A 17,791-nucleotide genomic window follows, 5' to 3' on the forward strand; every position below is an offset into this window, starting at 1 on the left:
CTGAATATATATTGTAAAATATAGTTAAAAGTAAAATATTGTTCGGTGATTGTAGCTGAAAGCTTTCAGCATGCAAAACAAAATATTGTAGCAAATAGTATAATTATAGTGGTTATGTGCGTGCAGCACAGTTTAATTTAATAGCATACTTAGGTCATGCAATATAGCGGCTGTTGCGCCCCAAATATTATAATTTTGATAAGGCATGAAACGGACATAGTGACATTTACCTAAATGGTACATGGGAATTTCGATGTGGTGCTCTCGCTTTAAAAAGTGCGATAAAGGCACATGAAAAACTTCAGCCACTTCATTATCATCCAATTGGTAGTTAGCGTTTTCTTTCGTGAAGGCAACAATAGGGGTAATGTTATAACCAGATATGGTTTGGTATGACTTTAGTTGGCCAAGTACCTGAATATTTTCAGCTTTTAAGCCTATTTCTTCTTCAGTTTCTCTAAGTGCAGTGACGATTAGGTTTTGATCACTTGGCTCAGCTTTACCACCTGGAAAGCTAATTTGTCCTGGGTGATGTCTTAAATGGTTTGCGCGCTTTGTTAACAAAACTTCAAGCTGACCCTGATTGCTAACGATAGGGATCAATACAGCGGCGTTTTTAAGCGAGTGAGGATAGCGAAAGTTATGAGCAGACGCGGGTAATGTTTGTAGTTGGAAGCGTTGGGCAAATTCGTTTTTAGTCATGTAGCCCCTTAAACGCTTAAATTAAATTGCTTGTCTATACTAGGTAAACTAGGATTAACTTTTATTTAATTGAGTTAATATTGGTAGAATCTTGTTCACTTTATCGTATGTTTCCTGGTATTCACTGTCAACATTAGAATCGGCCACTAAGCCGCCGCCAGCCCAGCAATAAACCTTTTGTTCATGGCATACTAAGGTTCTGATGGTAATGCTGGTATCCATTTTTCCGCAAGCTGAAAGATAACCAATAGAACCGCAATAAACACTGCGTTGATGTGGCTCTAGTTCTTCAATAATATCCATTGCACGAATTTTTGGTGCGCCAGTAATTGAGCCGCCAGGAAATGCAGCGCGCAGTAAATCACTACCATCATGCTCAGGGCGTATTTCGCCTTCAACTGTGCTAACTAAATGATGTACCGCGGGAAAACTTTCGATGGCAAAAATTTCTGGCACTTTTACGCTGCCGGCTTTGCAAACTCGGCTGATATCGTTGCGTAATAAGTCAACAATCATTAAGTTTTCCGCTTTATCTTTACTAGCATGTTTCAGTTCGTCGGCATTTGCTTGATCAATTATTGGGTCGCCACTTCTAGGGCGAGTTCCTTTAATTGGTTTGCTTTGCACCTTGTTATCAGTAAGTTGTAAAAATCGTTCGGGCGAAATACTTAAAATTGCGCTATTTTCAAAACGTAAAAAGGCAGAAAAAGGCGCTTTATTTTCATGACGTAATGCACAATATGCTTGATACTCGTTACCAGTATAATTAGCGCTAAAACGCTGTGCTAAGTTAATTTGGTAACAGTCACCTGAAAGTAAGTAGTTTTGTACTTTATTAAACTTTTCTTGGTATTGCTCCGCGCTCATATTTGATTGCCAAGCAGAGCTTAGTTGGAATTTATCTTCTGATGTTATTACGTTCGACAATGTTCTGGCAAAAAAGTCGGTAATTTCTCTGCGTTTTTCATCGTCACACACTAGCCAAAATGATTTTGTGTGCTTATCAAAAACAAGCGCTTGCTGATAGATACCCACAGCCATTTCAGGAACATTAATATCTTTATTGGTTTGCTGGGTTATGACTTCAAAGCGCTTGCCTAAATCATAGGCGAAATAGCCAACACTGCCGCCGCTAAAAGGTAAGTCATGGTTGGCAAGTGTAACTGATGCAAATAAAGCCGTTTGTTCTTTTTTAATTAATGACAGTGGGTCTGCTTGGCTCTGATATTGGTTGTCGTTATCGCAATTGTTTACGGTAGTAATGTTGCCGTAGGTTGTTAGGGTAATATTGGGTTGCCATACTAAAATATCATAACGGCTATCGACATGTTCGCTTTCACAGGAGTCAAGCCACATTGCCCAAGGTTGTTGCTCTATGGTGGCAAAGATTGTTTTGCTATCGAATGCTGTATCAAGTTGTAGACGTTGTGCTGATAGAGTTTTAATTGATTTTGCTGGCAAGGTATTCTCACACAATGTTGCGCTAGGACTATCAACTAAAAATGGTTGAAAGACCGTAGAATTAAGCATTAATTAGTTATCTAAGGTCATTATATTAGACCATTTGATACTGGTAGCTATGTAATAAGCAAGGTATGATATCGGCAAATTTATAACTTTCAACTATAGATTGAATATCTCTCGCTGATCTTCAAATAAAAGAGACCGTTATGGCAATTATAAAACAACAAGATTTAATCGAAAGTGTTGCAGATGCCCTGCAATATATTTCTTACTATCATCCGTTAGACTTTATTCAAGCGCTTGAAAAGGCTTATCACAAAGAAGAAAGTCAGGCGGCGAAAGACGCTATTGCACAAATTTTAATTAATTCACGTATGTCAGCGCACGGTAAACGACCAATTTGTCAAGATACCGGTATTGTAACCTGTTTCGTTAAAGTCGGTATGGCGGTGCAGTGGGACAACACTGACATGACGGTACAACAAATGGTGGATGAGGGGACTCGTCGTGCCTATATGAATCCTGATAACCCATTACGTGCATCAATTGTTGCCGATCCTGCGGGCAAACGAATCAATACTAAAGATAATACGCCATCGGTTGTGCACATTGATATGGTTCCTGGTGATCATATCGAAGTGATGATTGCAGCTAAAGGCGGTGGTAGCGAGAATAAATCTAAAATGGCGATGTTAAACCCGAGTGACTCTATTGCTGATTGGGTAGTAAAAACCTTGCCAACAATGGGCGCTGGCTGGTGTCCGCCAGGCATGCTAGGTATAGGTATTGGTGGCACAGCGGAAAAAGCGGGTGTACTAGCGAAAGAAAGTTTGATGGAGCCGGTTAATATTCAAGAATTGCTTGACCGCGGCCCAGAAAATGCTGAAGAAGAATTACGTTTAGAAATTTACGACCGAGTTAATAAACTCGGCATTGGCGCTCAAGGCTTAGGTGGTTTAACGACGGTAGTTGATATTAAAATCAACTCAGTGCCTACCCATGCAGCATCAAAACCTGTGGTGATGATCCCAAATTGTGCGGCAACGCGTCATGTACATTTTCACCTTGACGGCTCAGGTCCTGCAGATTTAACGCCGCCAAAATTAGAAGACTGGCCTGAAATTACTTGGGAAGTTGGAGAAAATGTTCGTCGAGTTAATGTTGATGAATTATCTAAAGCAGATGTAAGCGAATGGAAAACTGGAGAGACTATTCTGTTAAGTGGCACTATCTTAACAGGTCGTGATGCTGCGCATAAGCGCATTGCTGATATGATAGATGCTGGCGAAGAGCTACCGGTTGATTTCACCGATAAGTTTATCTATTACGTTGGTCCGGTTGATGCTATTGGTGATGAAGCCGTAGGCCCTGCAGGCCCGACAACGGCAACACGTATGGACAAGTTTTCTGAAATGATGCTGGCAAAAACAGGTTTATTAGGGTCAATTGGTAAATCTGAACGTGGCGCGGCAACATGTGAATCAATTAAGAATCACAATTCGGTTTATTTAATGGCAGTTGGCGGTGCCGCCTACCTAGTGTCGAAAGCGGTTAAAAAAGCACGTGTAGTTGCCTTTGAAGACTTAGGTATGGAAGCTATCTATGAATTTGAAGTAGAAGATATGCCAGTAACAGTAGCGGTTGACAGCTCTGGTGAGTCAGCACATGTTACCGGACCTGCTATTTGGCAGGCCAAAATTGAAGAAATTGATAGCAAATTAAAAGGCGAATAACCTTAAATTTAAAGCGCCCGTTTAGGGCGTTTTTTTATGTTCAGGATGAACGGTATGTCACGATCACATGGATGTGAAAGAGTGACAATGTTCAGGATGAACGGTCAGCTTTTCTGTTCCAGACAAAAGCTAAGTACCTACATCCATGTAGGCAATGTCACGATCACATGGATGTGAAAGAGTGACAATGTTCAGGATGAACGGTCAGCTTTTCTGTTCCAGACAAAAGCTAAGTACCTACATCCATGTAGGCAATGTCACGATCACATGGCCGTTCATATTCATCCATGGCTCCACGGCATTAAAGCGTCCTAGCTTGTCGATGGGAAAGAGTGACGATATAAAAGATATAGGCACTGTCATGCTGTTAAGCAGGCAAGAAGTGATAAGAAAAACAAAAGTAGGATGTTATGAGTAAAAAAATAACTAATTTAAGTGCATTAGTAACTTTGGTACTGGCTGGTGTAACAAGTAATACAGTGGCTTTCGAGCAAAACACATTAGATGTAGCTGCATTAACTGAATTTAATCAAATTCATGATTTTGTTGTATCCCCTCAAGGTGATAGCTTTATTTATCGCTTAAAAAAGGGCATACGCTCAAGTGATAATCACCTTTATTTGCAAAACATCAATTCAAAACAAGCGCAACAGTTAACCAGCAACAAAAATGGTGAAAGTAATGTGATGTATGCCAAAGATGGCAAAAGCATTTACTTTTTATCGTCGCGCAGCGGTAGTTCACAAATTTGGCAACTGCCATTAACGGGCGGTGAAGCACAGCAAATATCAGCATTACCGCTAGATATTAATGGCTTTAAAATGTCGGAAGACGGTAAACGTTTTGCGCTTGAAATCACGGTAATGCCTGGCTGTGAAACTATGCAATGTACGCTTGACGCACAAGCGGCAGATGCCAAGAAAAAACATAATGTTAGAGCTTACGACCAGCTAATGGTGCGTCATTGGGATACATGGAACACTAACTATAAATCTCATTTGTTTATTGCAGATAAAGACAGCAATGGTGCTTTCACACAAGCAACAGATTTAATGCCATCATGGCAAGGTGATATTGCCGGCGCAGGTGAGGTAAGTTTTCACCCAGATGGTACGCGTTTAAGTTTTTCGGCTAAGTTGCCAAGTAAAGAACAAGCTTGGAATACCAACTTTGATATTTTCGAAGTGAATTTAGCAGATAAGAAGCTGAATAATTTAACCACAGCAAATACCGCGTGGGATGCCAAACCGGTTTATTCACCTAATGGCCGTTACTTAGCTTATAAAGCTATGTCAGTTCCTGGATATGAATCAGACAAGTATACGGTTATGATCCGAGATAGCCATACTGGTAAAACGCGTGCAGTAGCAAAACAGTGGGATCGCTCAGTCAGTGAGTTAATATTTGCTGACGATAACCGTACTCTTTATGTGACTGCTAACGATATTGGTCAAAAAAGCATTTTTGAAATAAACCCAGAGTTTGGCGATGTTCGCACCGTTTATAGTGATGGCACAGCGGGTAAAATTGCTGTTACTGCTGATAAAGTGTTTTTTACTCGTCATGCCTTAAATGCACCAACCGATATTTTTTCGATTGACCGTGACGGCTATCAATTAAAGCAATTAACGCAAGTTAATAAAGACAAGCTAGCCAATATTACTTTAGCTGATTTTGAACAGTTTAGTTTTAAAGGTTGGAATAACGAGGACGTATACGGTTATTGGCTAAAACCTGCGAACTACCAAGCAGGTAACAAATACCCAATCGCCTTTTTAGTGCACGGCGGCCCGCAAGGCAGCTTTGGTAATATGTTTCATTACCGTTGGAATGCACAATTATGGGCAGCACAAGGTTATGCGGTGGTAATGATCGATTTTCATGGCTCAATTGGCTATGGTCAGAAGTTTACTGACTCTATCGCTCGTGACTGGGGTGGTAAACCATTAGAAGACTTACAAAAAGGTTTTGCTGATATTACCAAGAAAGAGCCTTGGATGGATGCTGACAATGCCTGTGCACTTGGCGCATCCTACGGCGGCTACATGATGAACTGGATCCAAGGTAATTGGAGCAATGGTTTTAACTGTATTGTTAACCACGCTGGCTTATACGATATGCCGAGCTTTTATGGTTCAACTGAAGAGCTTTGGTTTCCTGAGCATGATATGGGCGGCCCTGTTTGGGAAGGTAGTGAAGATTACAACAAGTACAACCCGGCAGCTTTCGTAAAAGAATGGCGCACGCCTATGTTAGTAATTCAAGGTGAGCTTGATTATCGCGTCCCTTATGCACAAAGTTTAGGGGCATTTACTGCGTTGCAGCGCCAAAACATTCCGAGCCGATTAGTGATGTTTCCAGATGAAGACCACCATATCCGCAACCCAGATAACTTAAAGGTTTGGTATCAAGAAGTGTTTAATTGGATGAATAAATACCTTAAATAACTACTTATAATTTAAGTGAAAACATCAAGAGGTAATTCAATTTATTGAATTACCTCTTATTTTTTTGGCAAAAGAAAAATTAGGTCTACACTTAGAATAAACAATAACTTAATGTAGGCAAATTTAATTCATGGATGAAAGTAAAGCAGTCGAGCAACGCCTTGTTACTATTATTTATTACAGTGATTTATCACTAGAATTAAAGCATGAAGTGCACACTTTTTCTCAAAGTAAAAGTGGTCGTGTTGTTATTCCTGAAAGCTTTAAAGTTGATAAATCTATCATTGCGGTATGTGATGGTGAAGTCACTATTTTGAATAAAGTTGGCGACCGTACCTAAATAATTATTAACCTCATTAGTAAATTATGCTCTAATAACTGGTAATATTTACAGTGTTTGGCTATTTTATGGATCCTTCTGCACCTCTTGTTTGGCTAACGGTAGCGCAATTACCTATGCTAGTTGCTATTGTACTTGTGGCGATAATTTGTCTTTTTATTTTGTTTTTAGTGATGTTTCGCAAGCTTAGCGCTAATCAGCAATTGGCTTGTGCGCAGCAAATACTTATTCAACAGTTAGTAGAAAAAAGCAATTTAAGCTATGAAGTTAATAGCAATAATCAACAGCAATTGCAGCAACAACTTAATCATAATCATCAAACACTTGCCAATCAGCAAGGTGAGCTCAAAACGCATTTTGAACAGAATATTGCCGATTTAAAATTAAAGCTGTTACGACAACAAGCTGAACAAAGTGAGCAACTAAAAAACACATTGCATGAGCACCATGTTAGTTTTAACGACAACCAATTAAAGTCGCTTGAACAATTGATTAACCAATTGTCGAACATGACAAAACAGGGGCGTGAGGAAATGGCTAAGTCGTTGCATTTGGCCAGTGAACAAATGACCAAGCGCATCAATGAACTTACCGCGTCAACTGATAATCGCTTGAAAGATATTAGTGGTCAAGTTGAAAAGCGCTTAGCAGATGGCTTTGAAAAAACCACGAAAACCTTTAACGATATTTTACAGCGCTTAGCGTTAATTGACGACGCGCAGAAAAAAATTACTGAGCTTTCCAGCAATGTGGTTAGCCTGCAAGAAGTATTATCTGATAAACGTTCACGAGGCGCATTTGGCGAGGTGCAGCTTAATGCTTTAATTCGTAACGTATTACCTGAACAACATTTTGCCATTCAGCACACCCTATCTAATGGTAAAATTGCTGACTGTATTTTATTTTTGCCTGAGCCAACGGGTAATGTTGTGGTTGATTCTAAATTTCCGTTAGAAAGTTATAAAAAAATGACCGATAACAGCTTAGGTGATCTAGAGCGAAAATCAGCTGAGCGACAATTTAAGCTTGATATTAAAAAACATATTAATGATATCAGTGACAAGTACTTAATTGAAAAAGAAACGGCTGATGGCGCGGTGATGTTTATCCCAGCAGAAGCTATTTTTGCGGAAATACATGCTCATCAAAGTGATTTGGTTGATTACGCCAATAAAAAGCGCGTTTGGTTGGCATCACCTACCACTTTAATGGCAATTTTAACTACGGCACGATCGGTACTAAAAGATGAGGCAACACGCAAACAAATACATGTCATTCAAGCGCACTTATCACATCTTGCCGATGACTTTTCACGCTTTAAAGGCCGTTTTGCTAACCTTGCAAAACATATAGATCAAGCGGCAAGTGATGTAAAACAAATTCATACTTCGGCTGATAAAATCAGTAATCGTTTTGAAAAAATAGAGCAGGTTGATTTAGCGCCTGACCAAGAAAGTGTGGCCTTATTGTCAGATTAACAAATTATTTCTCAAATATTTTGAGCTCCTAATAATATTAACGATAATGTTAATGTGACTAGTGCAGGAATAGCGTCTTTAATGGTATCGAATTTTAGGTGAAAGAAAACTGCTCCTATTGATGTTAATGCAATGGCTAATGCACCTAAGTCTCTTAAAATTTCATATTCAGTTCTTAATGAGCCTGTTAATAACAAAGCGGCAATTAATTCAAGTATGCCAACTAAAAACATATGGAAGCGATTTAGTCCGTATTTTTTAAAAAAATCAAGCTGTGTTTTGAATATAAATGCTTGCCAACTCAAGATTTTAATTGAACTTGCGAAGGTAAAGAAAGTGATTAGAACAATAGTGATAATGTTCATATAATGGCTCCTAGTTATTTTAATGTGATATTTAAGCATTCCTAAAAGATTGGATAAATGTTATTTTTGTCATATTTAGTATTCCTACTAGGAATGTATGTGGATAAATTAGATGCTATTAAATTGTTCATTTGTGCTGCTCGGGTAAAAAGTTTTACCGCAGCAGCTAATGAACTAAATATGACCCAAGGGGCTGTGAGTAAAAAAATTGCTTGGTTAGAGAGCAAGCTTGGTTTTACTCTATTTCATAGAAATTCACGAAAAATTAGCCTAACAAATAGCGGTGAGCAATATCTCGCCTTTTGTCATGAGTTGATTGAAAGCATGACTCTTACTGAGCAGAACCTAAAAGGCGAACTGAGCCGAGTAACAGGTGTGCTTAAATTATCTGCGCCTTCGGTGTTTGCAACTCAGCAGCTCGCTGTTCCTATTCGTAAGTTTTTATTAGATAACCCTGATTTAACTGTAGATATTTCAGTTAATGACAAACACATTGATTTATATAAAGATGATATAGACATTGCTATTAGAGCGACTTTTCTTAAAGATTCGGGGCTAAAAGCTAGGAAGTTACTTGAGCATGAACTTTGCCATTTTGCCTCTCCAGAATATCTAGAGCGTAATGGGTGCCCAGTTCAGCCAAGTGATATATCTAGTCATATGGGAATTACATACTCTTTAAGCACACCTTCAAATGTGTGGTATTTAAATGGTGACAAATACCCTGTACGAGAATTGATAAAGAGTGATAGTCCTGAAATGATAGTAGAAATGGCAAAGTTAGGCTGCGGTATTGCTGCTATGCCTAAGTGGATGGTTCAAGAGTCTTTAGATAATAATCACTTAATTGAGTTATTTAAAGAGCAACAAAAATACTCACTCCCTATGTATGCTGTTTATAAAAATACTGAATATTTACCTTATAGAATAAGAGCGTTTATTGATTTTTTAACCTGCTATTTTGAATCTGGTCCTAATCAATAAGCTAACGATATTCCTTATTAGTTTCTTAATGATACATGTTCCAGTAATGACATGTTGTTACTTTTTCTACTGTTATTTTTAATAGTATAGTGGCAGGGCAAATAACGTCTTTGCTTTTTTATTTTGGAGTTGCGTTTGAACCAGTTTTTCAGCAGCATAAAAAGTAGTCTTATCAGCCTATTTACGTTTTTTATTTCATTTATTCTAATTAAAGAGTTTCAGCTGCTATGGCTGGCTAAAATATCATTAATAGAGCAAGTGTTGTATGGCCTGTTTTTGGCGACTATTTTGTTGGCGAGTTACTTTAATCGTAGCCGACTAGCACTTGGCGCCGGAATATTTTTACTTTTCTATTTAAAGCTCTCAAATATGCTGCCTTGGGGACAATCACTTTTTTATGATGGTAAATGGTTAACTTTAACAATCGCAGTATCACTAGCAAGTTTAAGTGCTGTTAAAGACCGAGCTTTACTATCAATACACGGTTTGTATCGCTTAGCTTTGCTAATTATTGTTGCTGGTGTTTGTTGGTATTGGTTGCAAGTTCAAAGCAATATTTTTACGGCTTTAACACAATATTTATGGCTAAAACCATGGTTGAAATATTTAACGTTAGAATTGCCATTACTGATATCAGGCATGGTATTAATTTTTCAATTACTGCGGGAAAGAAGTTTAGTTACTACTGCATTATTAAGCAGCTTTGTTGTTTGGTTAGGGCATTATTATCAGTTTATCTTACTTCCTTGGAGTAGTTTACTGACCTTAATGATGCTGCACTATCTATGTGTGATATTGGTTGATTCATATTTATTTGCTTATCGTGACGAGTTAACCACAATTCCGTCACGGCGTGCACTTAATCAAATGGCATTATCACTAGGTCGTAAGTACACAGTGGCGATGCTCGATATTGATCATTTTAAAAAGTTTAATGACACTTATGGCCACGATATTGGTGATCAAGTATTAAAGTTGGTCGCGAGTAAGTTAGCGCAAGTAAAAGGTGGCGGAAAAGCGTTTCGTTATGGTGGGGAAGAATTTACCATTGTTTTTTCAGGTAAAACGCCAGAACAAGCTATCCCTTTGCTAGAAGCGGTTAGACAAGCGGTTCAAGATTATAAAATTGTTATTCGACAACCTAAGCGAAAAACTAAAAAAGCACGTTCAGGTAAGAAGAATAGTGACGCTAAAACGGTTAGCGTTACTATCTCAATTGGCTTAGCGGCAAGAGCAAGTAAATTGAGTTTTGAGCAAACATTAAAGTTAGCCGATCAGGCCTTATATCGAGCGAAAAAAGCCGGTCGAAATAATGTTAGTCAGTAATGATGCTGTTGTTATAGTGCAAGGTCAATTTTCGAGTAATTTGATATTTATATTATTATCCCCATTTCAATAGTTATTATTACAATAGCAATTCATTCAGCGAGGTAAGTTGTGATTGCAGAAATAATGTCTATCTTTCAACCATCGTTGAAAAACTTAGATAAAGCCAAAGAAAGAAAATTAGATCAAAATGAGAATGGCGACGATTCAAAGAAAAGGGATGAATTAGAGAAAATACTTAAAGAAGGCCTTTCACCTAATAGCTTTAAAAAAGACATAGAGTAATTCGCTATAACAAGCTATTTAACGGGAAAAATACAGTTGGCGGTATTTCATTCAGCAACATTTTAGCTAACAGTATTTTGTCCATTAATATGGGTGTTAGCTGTTTTAGTTATTCTGCTGAGTAGCTGTAGCGAAGAAAATAAAAAGGCCAATGATGATAATCATTGGCCTTTTTAGTTATATGAGCGAGCTTTTATTAATTCAAAATAGCGACATTGACAAAAACAACGGTCAATAACAGCGGACAAACAAAACGTAAGTAGTTGCCCCAAATAGGTAACCATTTTCTACCTTGTTGCAATGACACGTCACGCAGCTTATTGCCACGTTTCCATAACCAGCCAACAACAATAAAGTAAAATAAACAGCTAAGCGGCTGAAGAATTGTGGTTAATACGCGAATAACAATGCCGAATAAGCTATCAAAAAAGGCTATTAACACCATACTAGCAGTCAAAACAATGCCCGACACTAACCAAGTGGCTTTTGAGCGGGTAAAGTTTTTATCTTCAACTAAGTAGGCTACAGGTACTTCTGTTGATGAAATAGTTGAAGTTAACGCCGCAATAGACAATAGCGAGAAAAAGCTAATGGCAACTACCATGCCGATAGTGCCCATAGAATTAAACAATTCAGGCAATATGTTAAAAATCAGCTGACCTTCGCCGATTAGTTTATCGCCTTGAAAAACTTGCTGCCCAGCTTCTTGTGCAACATAAAGTGCCGGAATAATAAGTAAACCAGCCATAAAGGCAATAAAGGTATCAAGTGCAGTAATTGATACCGCTAACTTGCCAATATCCCGGTCTTTTTTCATGTAAGAGCCATAAACCATCATGCCGCCAACACCAATCGATAGCGAGAAGAAGGCTTGCCCCATAGCTGAGATAATTAATTTCGGGTTAGTCACCTGTATAAAGTCAGGGATCAAATAGGTTTCTAAACCTTTTTCAGCACCTGGCTGTTGTAAAATATAGATGATTAAGCCAATTAGCATCATCAATAAAATGGGCATTAAGCGCGCTGACCATTTTTCAATACCGGCATTCACCCCTTGGTGAATAATGCCTGCGCCTAATAAAATAAATAATGGCGTAAACATTAAGTTTCTTTGCGTACTTGAGGTGGCAAGCCATTGAGAAATGTCATGGTGACCAAGCAATTCAAATAAAGGTGATAATGCGTGAGATAACATCCAGCCAGCGACTATGGTGTAGAAGCTTAGCATCATAATTGCGCCACTTAGCCCAATTAAACCGGCATATTTCCCTAAGTTTGGTGCCGTATCTCGACAGGCTTCTTTAAGCGCCGACACCGGGTTTTTCTGTGCTTGGTTACCAATATATACTTCGGCATATAAAGCGGGTAGGGCTAAAAGTACGGTAACAATTAAGTAAACAAATAAGAATGCGCCACCGCCATTGTTTGCTGCCTGAGTAGGGAAGCCCCAAATATTACCTAAACCAATTGCCGAACCAGCGGCAGCGAGAACAAAACCAATTCTCGAATGAAATGAATCTCTTACAGTGCTCATAAATGATAATTATTATTGTTGTTAATACTTTGCTCTGAGCTTACCTAGATAAATATCATTAGCAAAGTAATTTCGTTGATTTGTTACTTTTAAGTTCGCTTGTTTGTAAAATTTCTTGGTGATTACCATGATGAACTTGCTAGAATAGCGCTTGTAAAATGGCATTTTAGCCTTATATTACCTGCCATAAAGAAAAATTAGTTTACCTGCAGTGATTTAGTTACCTATAAATTGCTGCTTCACATTCGCTAATGAGATTTACGTTCACATGTTGCAATATCAAATAATACCGGTTACACCATTTCAACAAAACTGTACCTTGTTTTGGTGCCAGCAGAGTAAAGAAGCCGTTGTGATTGATCCTGGTGGTAATGTTGAGTTGATACAAGCGGCTATTAAGCAGCAAGGTGTTAGGATTGTGAAAGTATTACTCACTCACGCTCATATTGATCATGCAGGGGCAACTCAAGCCATAGTTGATTTATATAATGTGCCAGTTGAAGGGCCGCACCGTGAAGATCAATTTTGGATAGATTTAATTCCAGAGCAAAAGGCTCAATTTGGCTTTCCTGACGCACAAACGTTTCAAACTGACCGTTGGTTAAACCAAGGGGATAAAGTTACATTTGGTCAAGTTGAGCTTGATGTTTATTTTTGTCCAGGTCATACGCCCGGTCATGTGGTGTTTTATCATGCGGAATCAAAACTAGCGCAAGTAGGTGATGTGCTTTTTCACGGTTCAATTGGTCGAACAGACTTTCCTCGTGGTGACCATGCAACATTAATCAAGTCTATTCGGGAGAATTTATTCCCACTAGGGGATGATGTGCAATTTATTCCAGGCCATGGTCCAATGAGTACCTTTGGGGCAGAGCGCAGTAGCAATCCTCATGTCAGTGATGCCGTCGTTGGCTAACCTAAGTACGATTTAAAAATATAACTTTCAAAAAGAGAAAATGAATATGTCTTCATTTGTTTATCAAGCACAAAATCGTTTAAAAAAAATCGACTCAAGCCCTATTTTTCAATGGTCGGTAATTACCGTTATTGTGCTGTCAGCATTGCTAATTGGCGCAAAAACCCACGACTTACCCGAGCAAGTGGTAACGTTATTAGGTTTTTTAGATAGCGCGATTACGGTATTTTTTGTAATTGAAATCACCATACGTTTTATTGCCTTTAAAGATAAAAAGTCATTCTTTAAAAGTGGCTGGAATATTTTCGATACGATAATTGTTATCGGCAGTTTGATCCCTGCAGGTGGCTCAGGTGTGTTGTTAGCTCGTTTATTACGCGTATTTAGAGTATTGCGTTTAGTTTCTATGGTGCCTGAGCTAAGGTTGCTAATTAATGCGCTGATTAAAGCCATTCCTCGAATGGGCTACATTGCCCTATTAATGTTTGTCATTTTTTATATTTACGCGGCAATCGGTAGTATTTTATTTCATCAAATCAACGATGTGTTATGGGGAGATGTTTCTATTTCTATGTTGACATTGTTCCGTGTTGCCACCTTTGAGGACTGGACTGATGTGATGTATGAGACTATGGCTGTGTACCCAATCAGTTGGGTTTATTATTTAACTTTTATTTTTCTTACCGCCTTTATCTTTTTAAATATGATGGTAGGTACTATTTTAGAAGTGATGGGGCAAGAACATGAAAACTTCCGTGCACAGGCTCATGGTGAAAGCGCGGAAGGTGGTGAGCCTGCCAGCAGAGCGCAAATTGAAAAGCTTGAAAAAGAGCTGAGTGAAATTAAAGAGCTACTAATTGCCACTCAAACCACAGAACAAGGTAGTAAGAAACTAACCTAAATATTAATAATGCGGCAATATGAACTTTTGCTGGAGTAGTGTCATGCATGCTATAAGCGTTATACACCTTTAACAGGTACTGCAAGTTTATAGCTGTATTTTCTTAATATTTGCTGGCAAATTATACTGAATTTGGCAATTAGAAACTCCATCATTGAGAGTGGATATACAAAATGCTATAACTAGGTTTCTCATTATAATAATAAGAAACCTATGTGTTTTAAGGTGTCCTCGATGGCCATTGTCTATCGAACTTTAATTGCTATCATATTGCTTTGGTTTACGCTTTTACCTAGTTATTCTGCCGAAAATTCTGTTAGCTTTGGTCAGCAATTATTGGCTATAGAAAAACAAGCTGATAAAGCTGTTGCATTAGAAGAGGTGAATTTATTATTAAATAGCGATACCTTATCGCCGTTAGATAAACTATCAGCGTTAACCGCACAAGGGCGCTTGTATCACCAGCTAGGCCAACTTGATAAAGCCATTGACAGTGCAACGAATGAACAGCAGTGGGCTAAACAAAATAATCTTCAACAGCTCGAAGCCGATGCCTATAAAAGAATTGGCGTATATGCCTATTATAAAGGTAAAAATATTTTAGCATTAACGTCATACCAGCAAGCATTAAACTACTATCTCAGTGTTAACGAGCCTATCGCACAAGCAAACTTATACAATAATATTGGTTTAGTTTATGCCGCAATGAGTCGATTAGAAGATGCATTACACAGTTATCAACAAGCAGAGCCTTTATATCAAAAGTACGGTAGTACGGTCGATAAAATTGATATTCAATTCAATATTGCCATATTTCATTTACAGTTAAAGCGCTTTGATACCGCTATCGCTATGTTTAAGGACGTGATAGAAAAACGTAAAGAAATCTCTGATGATGCGGGTGTTGCTGAAGCCTATGGTGATTTAGGCTCTTCATATCGTTATGCAGGTGACTATCAACAAGCACAGCACTATATGACATTGTCACTTGATTATCATCGTAAAAATAATGATGACTACAATGCCGCGGCAACTCTGCATAATCTCGCTGAGCTAAATAACTATTTAAATAACACCGAACAAGCGATTGCATATGCAACAGAAGGTATAGAGAAAAGCAAGGCTTTTGGCCACGATAAAGCTTATGTAGGCAGTCTGTATAGTTTGGCAAAAGCTTATTTTCATCAAGGCAAGTTTGATTTGGCGTTGGAATACATCAAACAGTCAAGTGAATTGTCTGAAGAAATGGCATACAAAGAGCAAATAAAACACAACTTGTTATTCCAATCTCTTATTTTTGCTGCGCAAAAAGAAACCTTTAAAGCTGTTGATAGTCACCGAAAATTTATCCAGGCCCATATTGAGTTGGCCAATGATGAGCTTAACAGCAAATTAGCTCAATTTGATTCAGAGCAACTTAAGCAACAAGTTGAACAATTAAAACAGCAAAAGCGTCTACAAGAGTTGGAAATGGAACGTTCAGATCAAGAGCGCAACTTTATTATCATAGTTGTTTTTGGTGCACTGCTGATTGTTTTTTTGATTTCGAGACGAAATATTGAACGTCGGTCGACGCAGGAGCTAGAGTCAAAAGTAAAACAACGCACCAATGAGCTCGAATATTTAATGCAAGAGTTGCAAAGTGCAAATAATATTAAAAGCCAATTTTTAGCTAATATGAGCCATGAAATTCGTACACCATTGACGACTGTGATTGGGCAGGCAGAAGCCATAGTCAATGGTGACGTGGATGAAAAGTATATTAATAAAGAAGTTGAAATTATTCATGGCAATAGTTTGCACTTACTTGAATTAACTAACAATATTTTAGATTTAAGTAAAATTGAAGCAAATAAAATTGAACTTGAATTACAAGCGCAAAACTTGCACGACATTTTACAAGAGCTTGCTAATATGTTCACCTTGCAAGCGAGCTCTAAAGGACTAACTTTTGAAATTATTCATAGTTTAGCGTCACCGTTTATTATTGAAATTGATGGTTTTCGAGTTAAACAAGTTCTTATCAACCTTTGTTCAAATGCAATTAAATTTACCCCTAAAGGTCATGTTGAGTTAAAAATAACGCAACAAGATGGACGACTTATGTTCAAAATTACCGACAGTGGTATCGGTATGAGTAGCTCGCAACTGCATAATTTATTTGAAAGTTTTACCCAAGGCGATAGCAGTATTAGTCGTCGGTTCGGTGGTACAGGGTTAGGGTTATGCCTGTCTGACCAATTGGCAAAAATAATGGGTGGTACGATTGAAGTTGAAAGTGAACTGAATCAAGGTAGTGTTTTTGTTTTCAGTATTCCATGTAATGAGAATAGTGCAGGCTCATCTGTAGAGAATAAAGTTATTGCAATGAATGAAAGCCAAAAAGACACGCCCGAAGAACTTCAGGGGGCTATTTTATTGGCCGATGATCACAATGATAATCGTCGTTTAATTGCGCGACTTTTAGCATCGTTAGGCTTAGATGTTATCACGGCCTGTAATGGTCATGAAGCGGTTGCATTAATGGAACAGCATGAACCCCAGCTTGTTCTTATGGACATTCAAATGCCTGAAATGGATGGAATTGAAGCCTTTAAAATTTTAAGGCAAAAGGGCTGTGAAACCCCTATTTATGCCCTAACGGCAAATGCTATGTCCCATGAAATAGAACATTATTTATCCCTTGGTTTTACAGGGCATTTATCAAAACCTATTGAGCGTGACGTTTTTATTCCTACAATTGCACAATATTATGCCGGCAATATTTCTCCAGAGAAAGCAAATGATAACTTTAATAATGTTGCTATGTCTGATTTAGTGCAAGAGTTTAAGTCTAACTTAGTATTAGAGCAGCAAGATTTAATTTTACATATTAATAACGATGACTTAGATAAACTGGCAAAACTTGCCCATCGCATAGCTGGCGCCGCACAAATGTTTGGTTTTTCGGAACTTTCAAAATATGCATTAGCGTTAGAAACGACCATTAAGAAAAAACAAACCAAGTTCGTGCATGCTTATACCCAAGATTTACTTAACGAAATAGATCAAGTGCTTTGGTAGGTATATGCCCTGCATCTTCATGCGGTTTGGGTATATGCTAACGCAGTTATTGGTATTGAAAGACACTTTCTAAGGGAACATTAAAGTAGTTAGCTATTTTAAACGCCACTTCTAACGATGGCGAATACTTGTCCTTTTCAATGGCAACTATGGTTTGTCGTGAAACGCCAACAATATCAGCAAGCATTTGTTGCGTCATTTCATCGGCATTAAACCGTAATCGACGAATATTGTTAGTAATCTTTTTGGTCAT

15 protein-coding genes are annotated in these 17,791 nt (G+C 38.1%); 10 read left to right on the plus strand and 5 right to left on the minus strand.

Annotated features, from left to right (window positions below):
• Window positions 1-132: 132 nt before the first annotated feature.
• Window positions 133-702, minus strand: a complete 570-nt coding sequence (locus AC27HL_RS05865) for a CoA pyrophosphatase (RefSeq protein WP_487079695.1) — start codon at window positions 700-702, stop codon at window positions 133-135.
• 54 nt (window positions 703-756) lie between these two features.
• The gene (gene pabB / locus AC27HL_RS05870; RefSeq protein WP_487079697.1) at window positions 757-2,232 is read right to left on the minus strand and encodes an aminodeoxychorismate synthase component I; all 1,476 of its coding nucleotides are present in this window, start codon (window positions 2,230-2,232) and stop codon (window positions 757-759) included.
• Window positions 2,233-2,372: 140 nt separating this feature from the next.
• On the opposite strand from pabB, the gene AC27HL_RS05875 reads away from it, so the two are divergent.
• The 4 genes from AC27HL_RS05875 to AC27HL_RS05890 all read left to right on the plus strand — a co-directional run bounded on the left by AC27HL_RS05875 (window position 2,373) and on the right by AC27HL_RS05890 (window position 8,164).
• Window positions 2,373-3,899 carry a fumarate hydratase gene (locus AC27HL_RS05875; protein WP_487079698.1) on the plus strand — a complete coding sequence of 509 codons (1,527 nt, stop codon included), beginning with the start codon at window positions 2,373-2,375 and terminating at the stop codon, window positions 3,897-3,899.
• Window positions 3,900-4,309: 410 nt separating this feature from the next.
• Window positions 4,310-6,346, plus strand: coding sequence for a S9 family peptidase (locus tag AC27HL_RS05880; RefSeq protein ID WP_487079700.1), 2,037 nt, complete (start codon window positions 4,310-4,312; stop codon window positions 6,344-6,346).
• Between the two features lie 130 nt (window positions 6,347-6,476).
• Window positions 6,477-6,686 carry a TIGR02922 family protein gene (locus AC27HL_RS05885; RefSeq protein WP_487079702.1) on the plus strand — a complete coding sequence of 70 codons (210 nt, stop codon included), beginning with the start codon at window positions 6,477-6,479 and terminating at the stop codon, window positions 6,684-6,686.
• Between the two features lie 68 nt (window positions 6,687-6,754).
• A complete protein-coding gene (locus AC27HL_RS05890; RefSeq protein ID WP_487079704.1) occupies window positions 6,755-8,164 on the plus strand; it encodes a DNA recombination protein RmuC in 1,410 nt (469 codons plus the stop codon).
• An 11-nt stretch (window positions 8,165-8,175) separates the two neighbouring features.
• On the opposite strand, the gene AC27HL_RS05895 is transcribed toward AC27HL_RS05890, so the two are convergent.
• Entirely contained in the window at window positions 8,176-8,529 is a 354-nt protein-coding gene (locus tag AC27HL_RS05895) for a DoxX family protein (protein WP_487079706.1), read from the minus strand.
• A 99-nt stretch (window positions 8,530-8,628) separates the two neighbouring features.
• On the opposite strand from AC27HL_RS05895, the gene AC27HL_RS05900 reads away from it, so the two are divergent.
• The 3 genes from AC27HL_RS05900 to AC27HL_RS05910 all read left to right on the plus strand — a co-directional run bounded on the left by AC27HL_RS05900 (window position 8,629) and on the right by AC27HL_RS05910 (window position 11,124).
• The gene (locus tag AC27HL_RS05900) at window positions 8,629-9,513 is read left to right on the plus strand and encodes a LysR family transcriptional regulator (protein WP_487079708.1); all 885 of its coding nucleotides are present in this window, start codon (window positions 8,629-8,631) and stop codon (window positions 9,511-9,513) included.
• Window positions 9,514-9,648: 135 nt separating this feature from the next.
• The gene (locus tag AC27HL_RS05905; protein WP_487079710.1) at window positions 9,649-10,839 is read left to right on the plus strand and encodes a GGDEF domain-containing protein; all 1,191 of its coding nucleotides are present in this window, start codon (window positions 9,649-9,651) and stop codon (window positions 10,837-10,839) included.
• A gap of 126 nt (window positions 10,840-10,965) precedes the next feature.
• Window positions 10,966-11,124 carry a hypothetical protein gene (locus tag AC27HL_RS05910; protein ID WP_487079711.1) on the plus strand — a complete coding sequence of 53 codons (159 nt, stop codon included), beginning with the start codon at window positions 10,966-10,968 and terminating at the stop codon, window positions 11,122-11,124.
• A gap of 196 nt (window positions 11,125-11,320) precedes the next feature.
• On the opposite strand, the gene AC27HL_RS05915 is transcribed toward AC27HL_RS05910, so the two are convergent.
• Window positions 11,321-12,658: a sodium-dependent transporter gene (locus AC27HL_RS05915; protein ID WP_487079713.1), complete on the minus strand. Its 1,338-nt coding sequence runs from the start codon at window positions 12,656-12,658 to the stop codon at window positions 11,321-11,323.
• Between the two features lie 271 nt (window positions 12,659-12,929).
• Here AC27HL_RS05915 and AC27HL_RS05920 point away from each other — a divergent pair, with 271 nt between their 5' ends.
• The 3 genes from AC27HL_RS05920 (at window position 12,930) to AC27HL_RS05930 (ending at window position 17,538) form a co-directional block, all read left to right on the plus strand.
• The gene (locus AC27HL_RS05920) at window positions 12,930-13,574 is read left to right on the plus strand and encodes an MBL fold metallo-hydrolase (RefSeq protein ID WP_487079916.1); all 645 of its coding nucleotides are present in this window, start codon (window positions 12,930-12,932) and stop codon (window positions 13,572-13,574) included.
• Between the two features lie 46 nt (window positions 13,575-13,620).
• Window positions 13,621-14,475 (plus strand): ion transporter, encoded by an 855-nt coding sequence (locus AC27HL_RS05925; protein WP_487079714.1) that lies wholly within the window; start codon window positions 13,621-13,623, stop codon window positions 14,473-14,475.
• A gap of 234 nt (window positions 14,476-14,709) precedes the next feature.
• Window positions 14,710-17,538, plus strand: coding sequence for a response regulator (locus tag AC27HL_RS05930; protein WP_487079716.1), 2,829 nt, complete (start codon window positions 14,710-14,712; stop codon window positions 17,536-17,538).
• Between the two features lie 46 nt (window positions 17,539-17,584).
• Here AC27HL_RS05930 and AC27HL_RS05935 read toward each other — a convergent pair whose 3' ends face one another.
• Entirely contained in the window at window positions 17,585-17,791 is a 207-nt protein-coding gene (locus tag AC27HL_RS05935) for a helix-turn-helix transcriptional regulator (protein WP_487079717.1), read from the minus strand.

Source organism: Colwellia aquaemaris, from assembly GCF_057548755.1.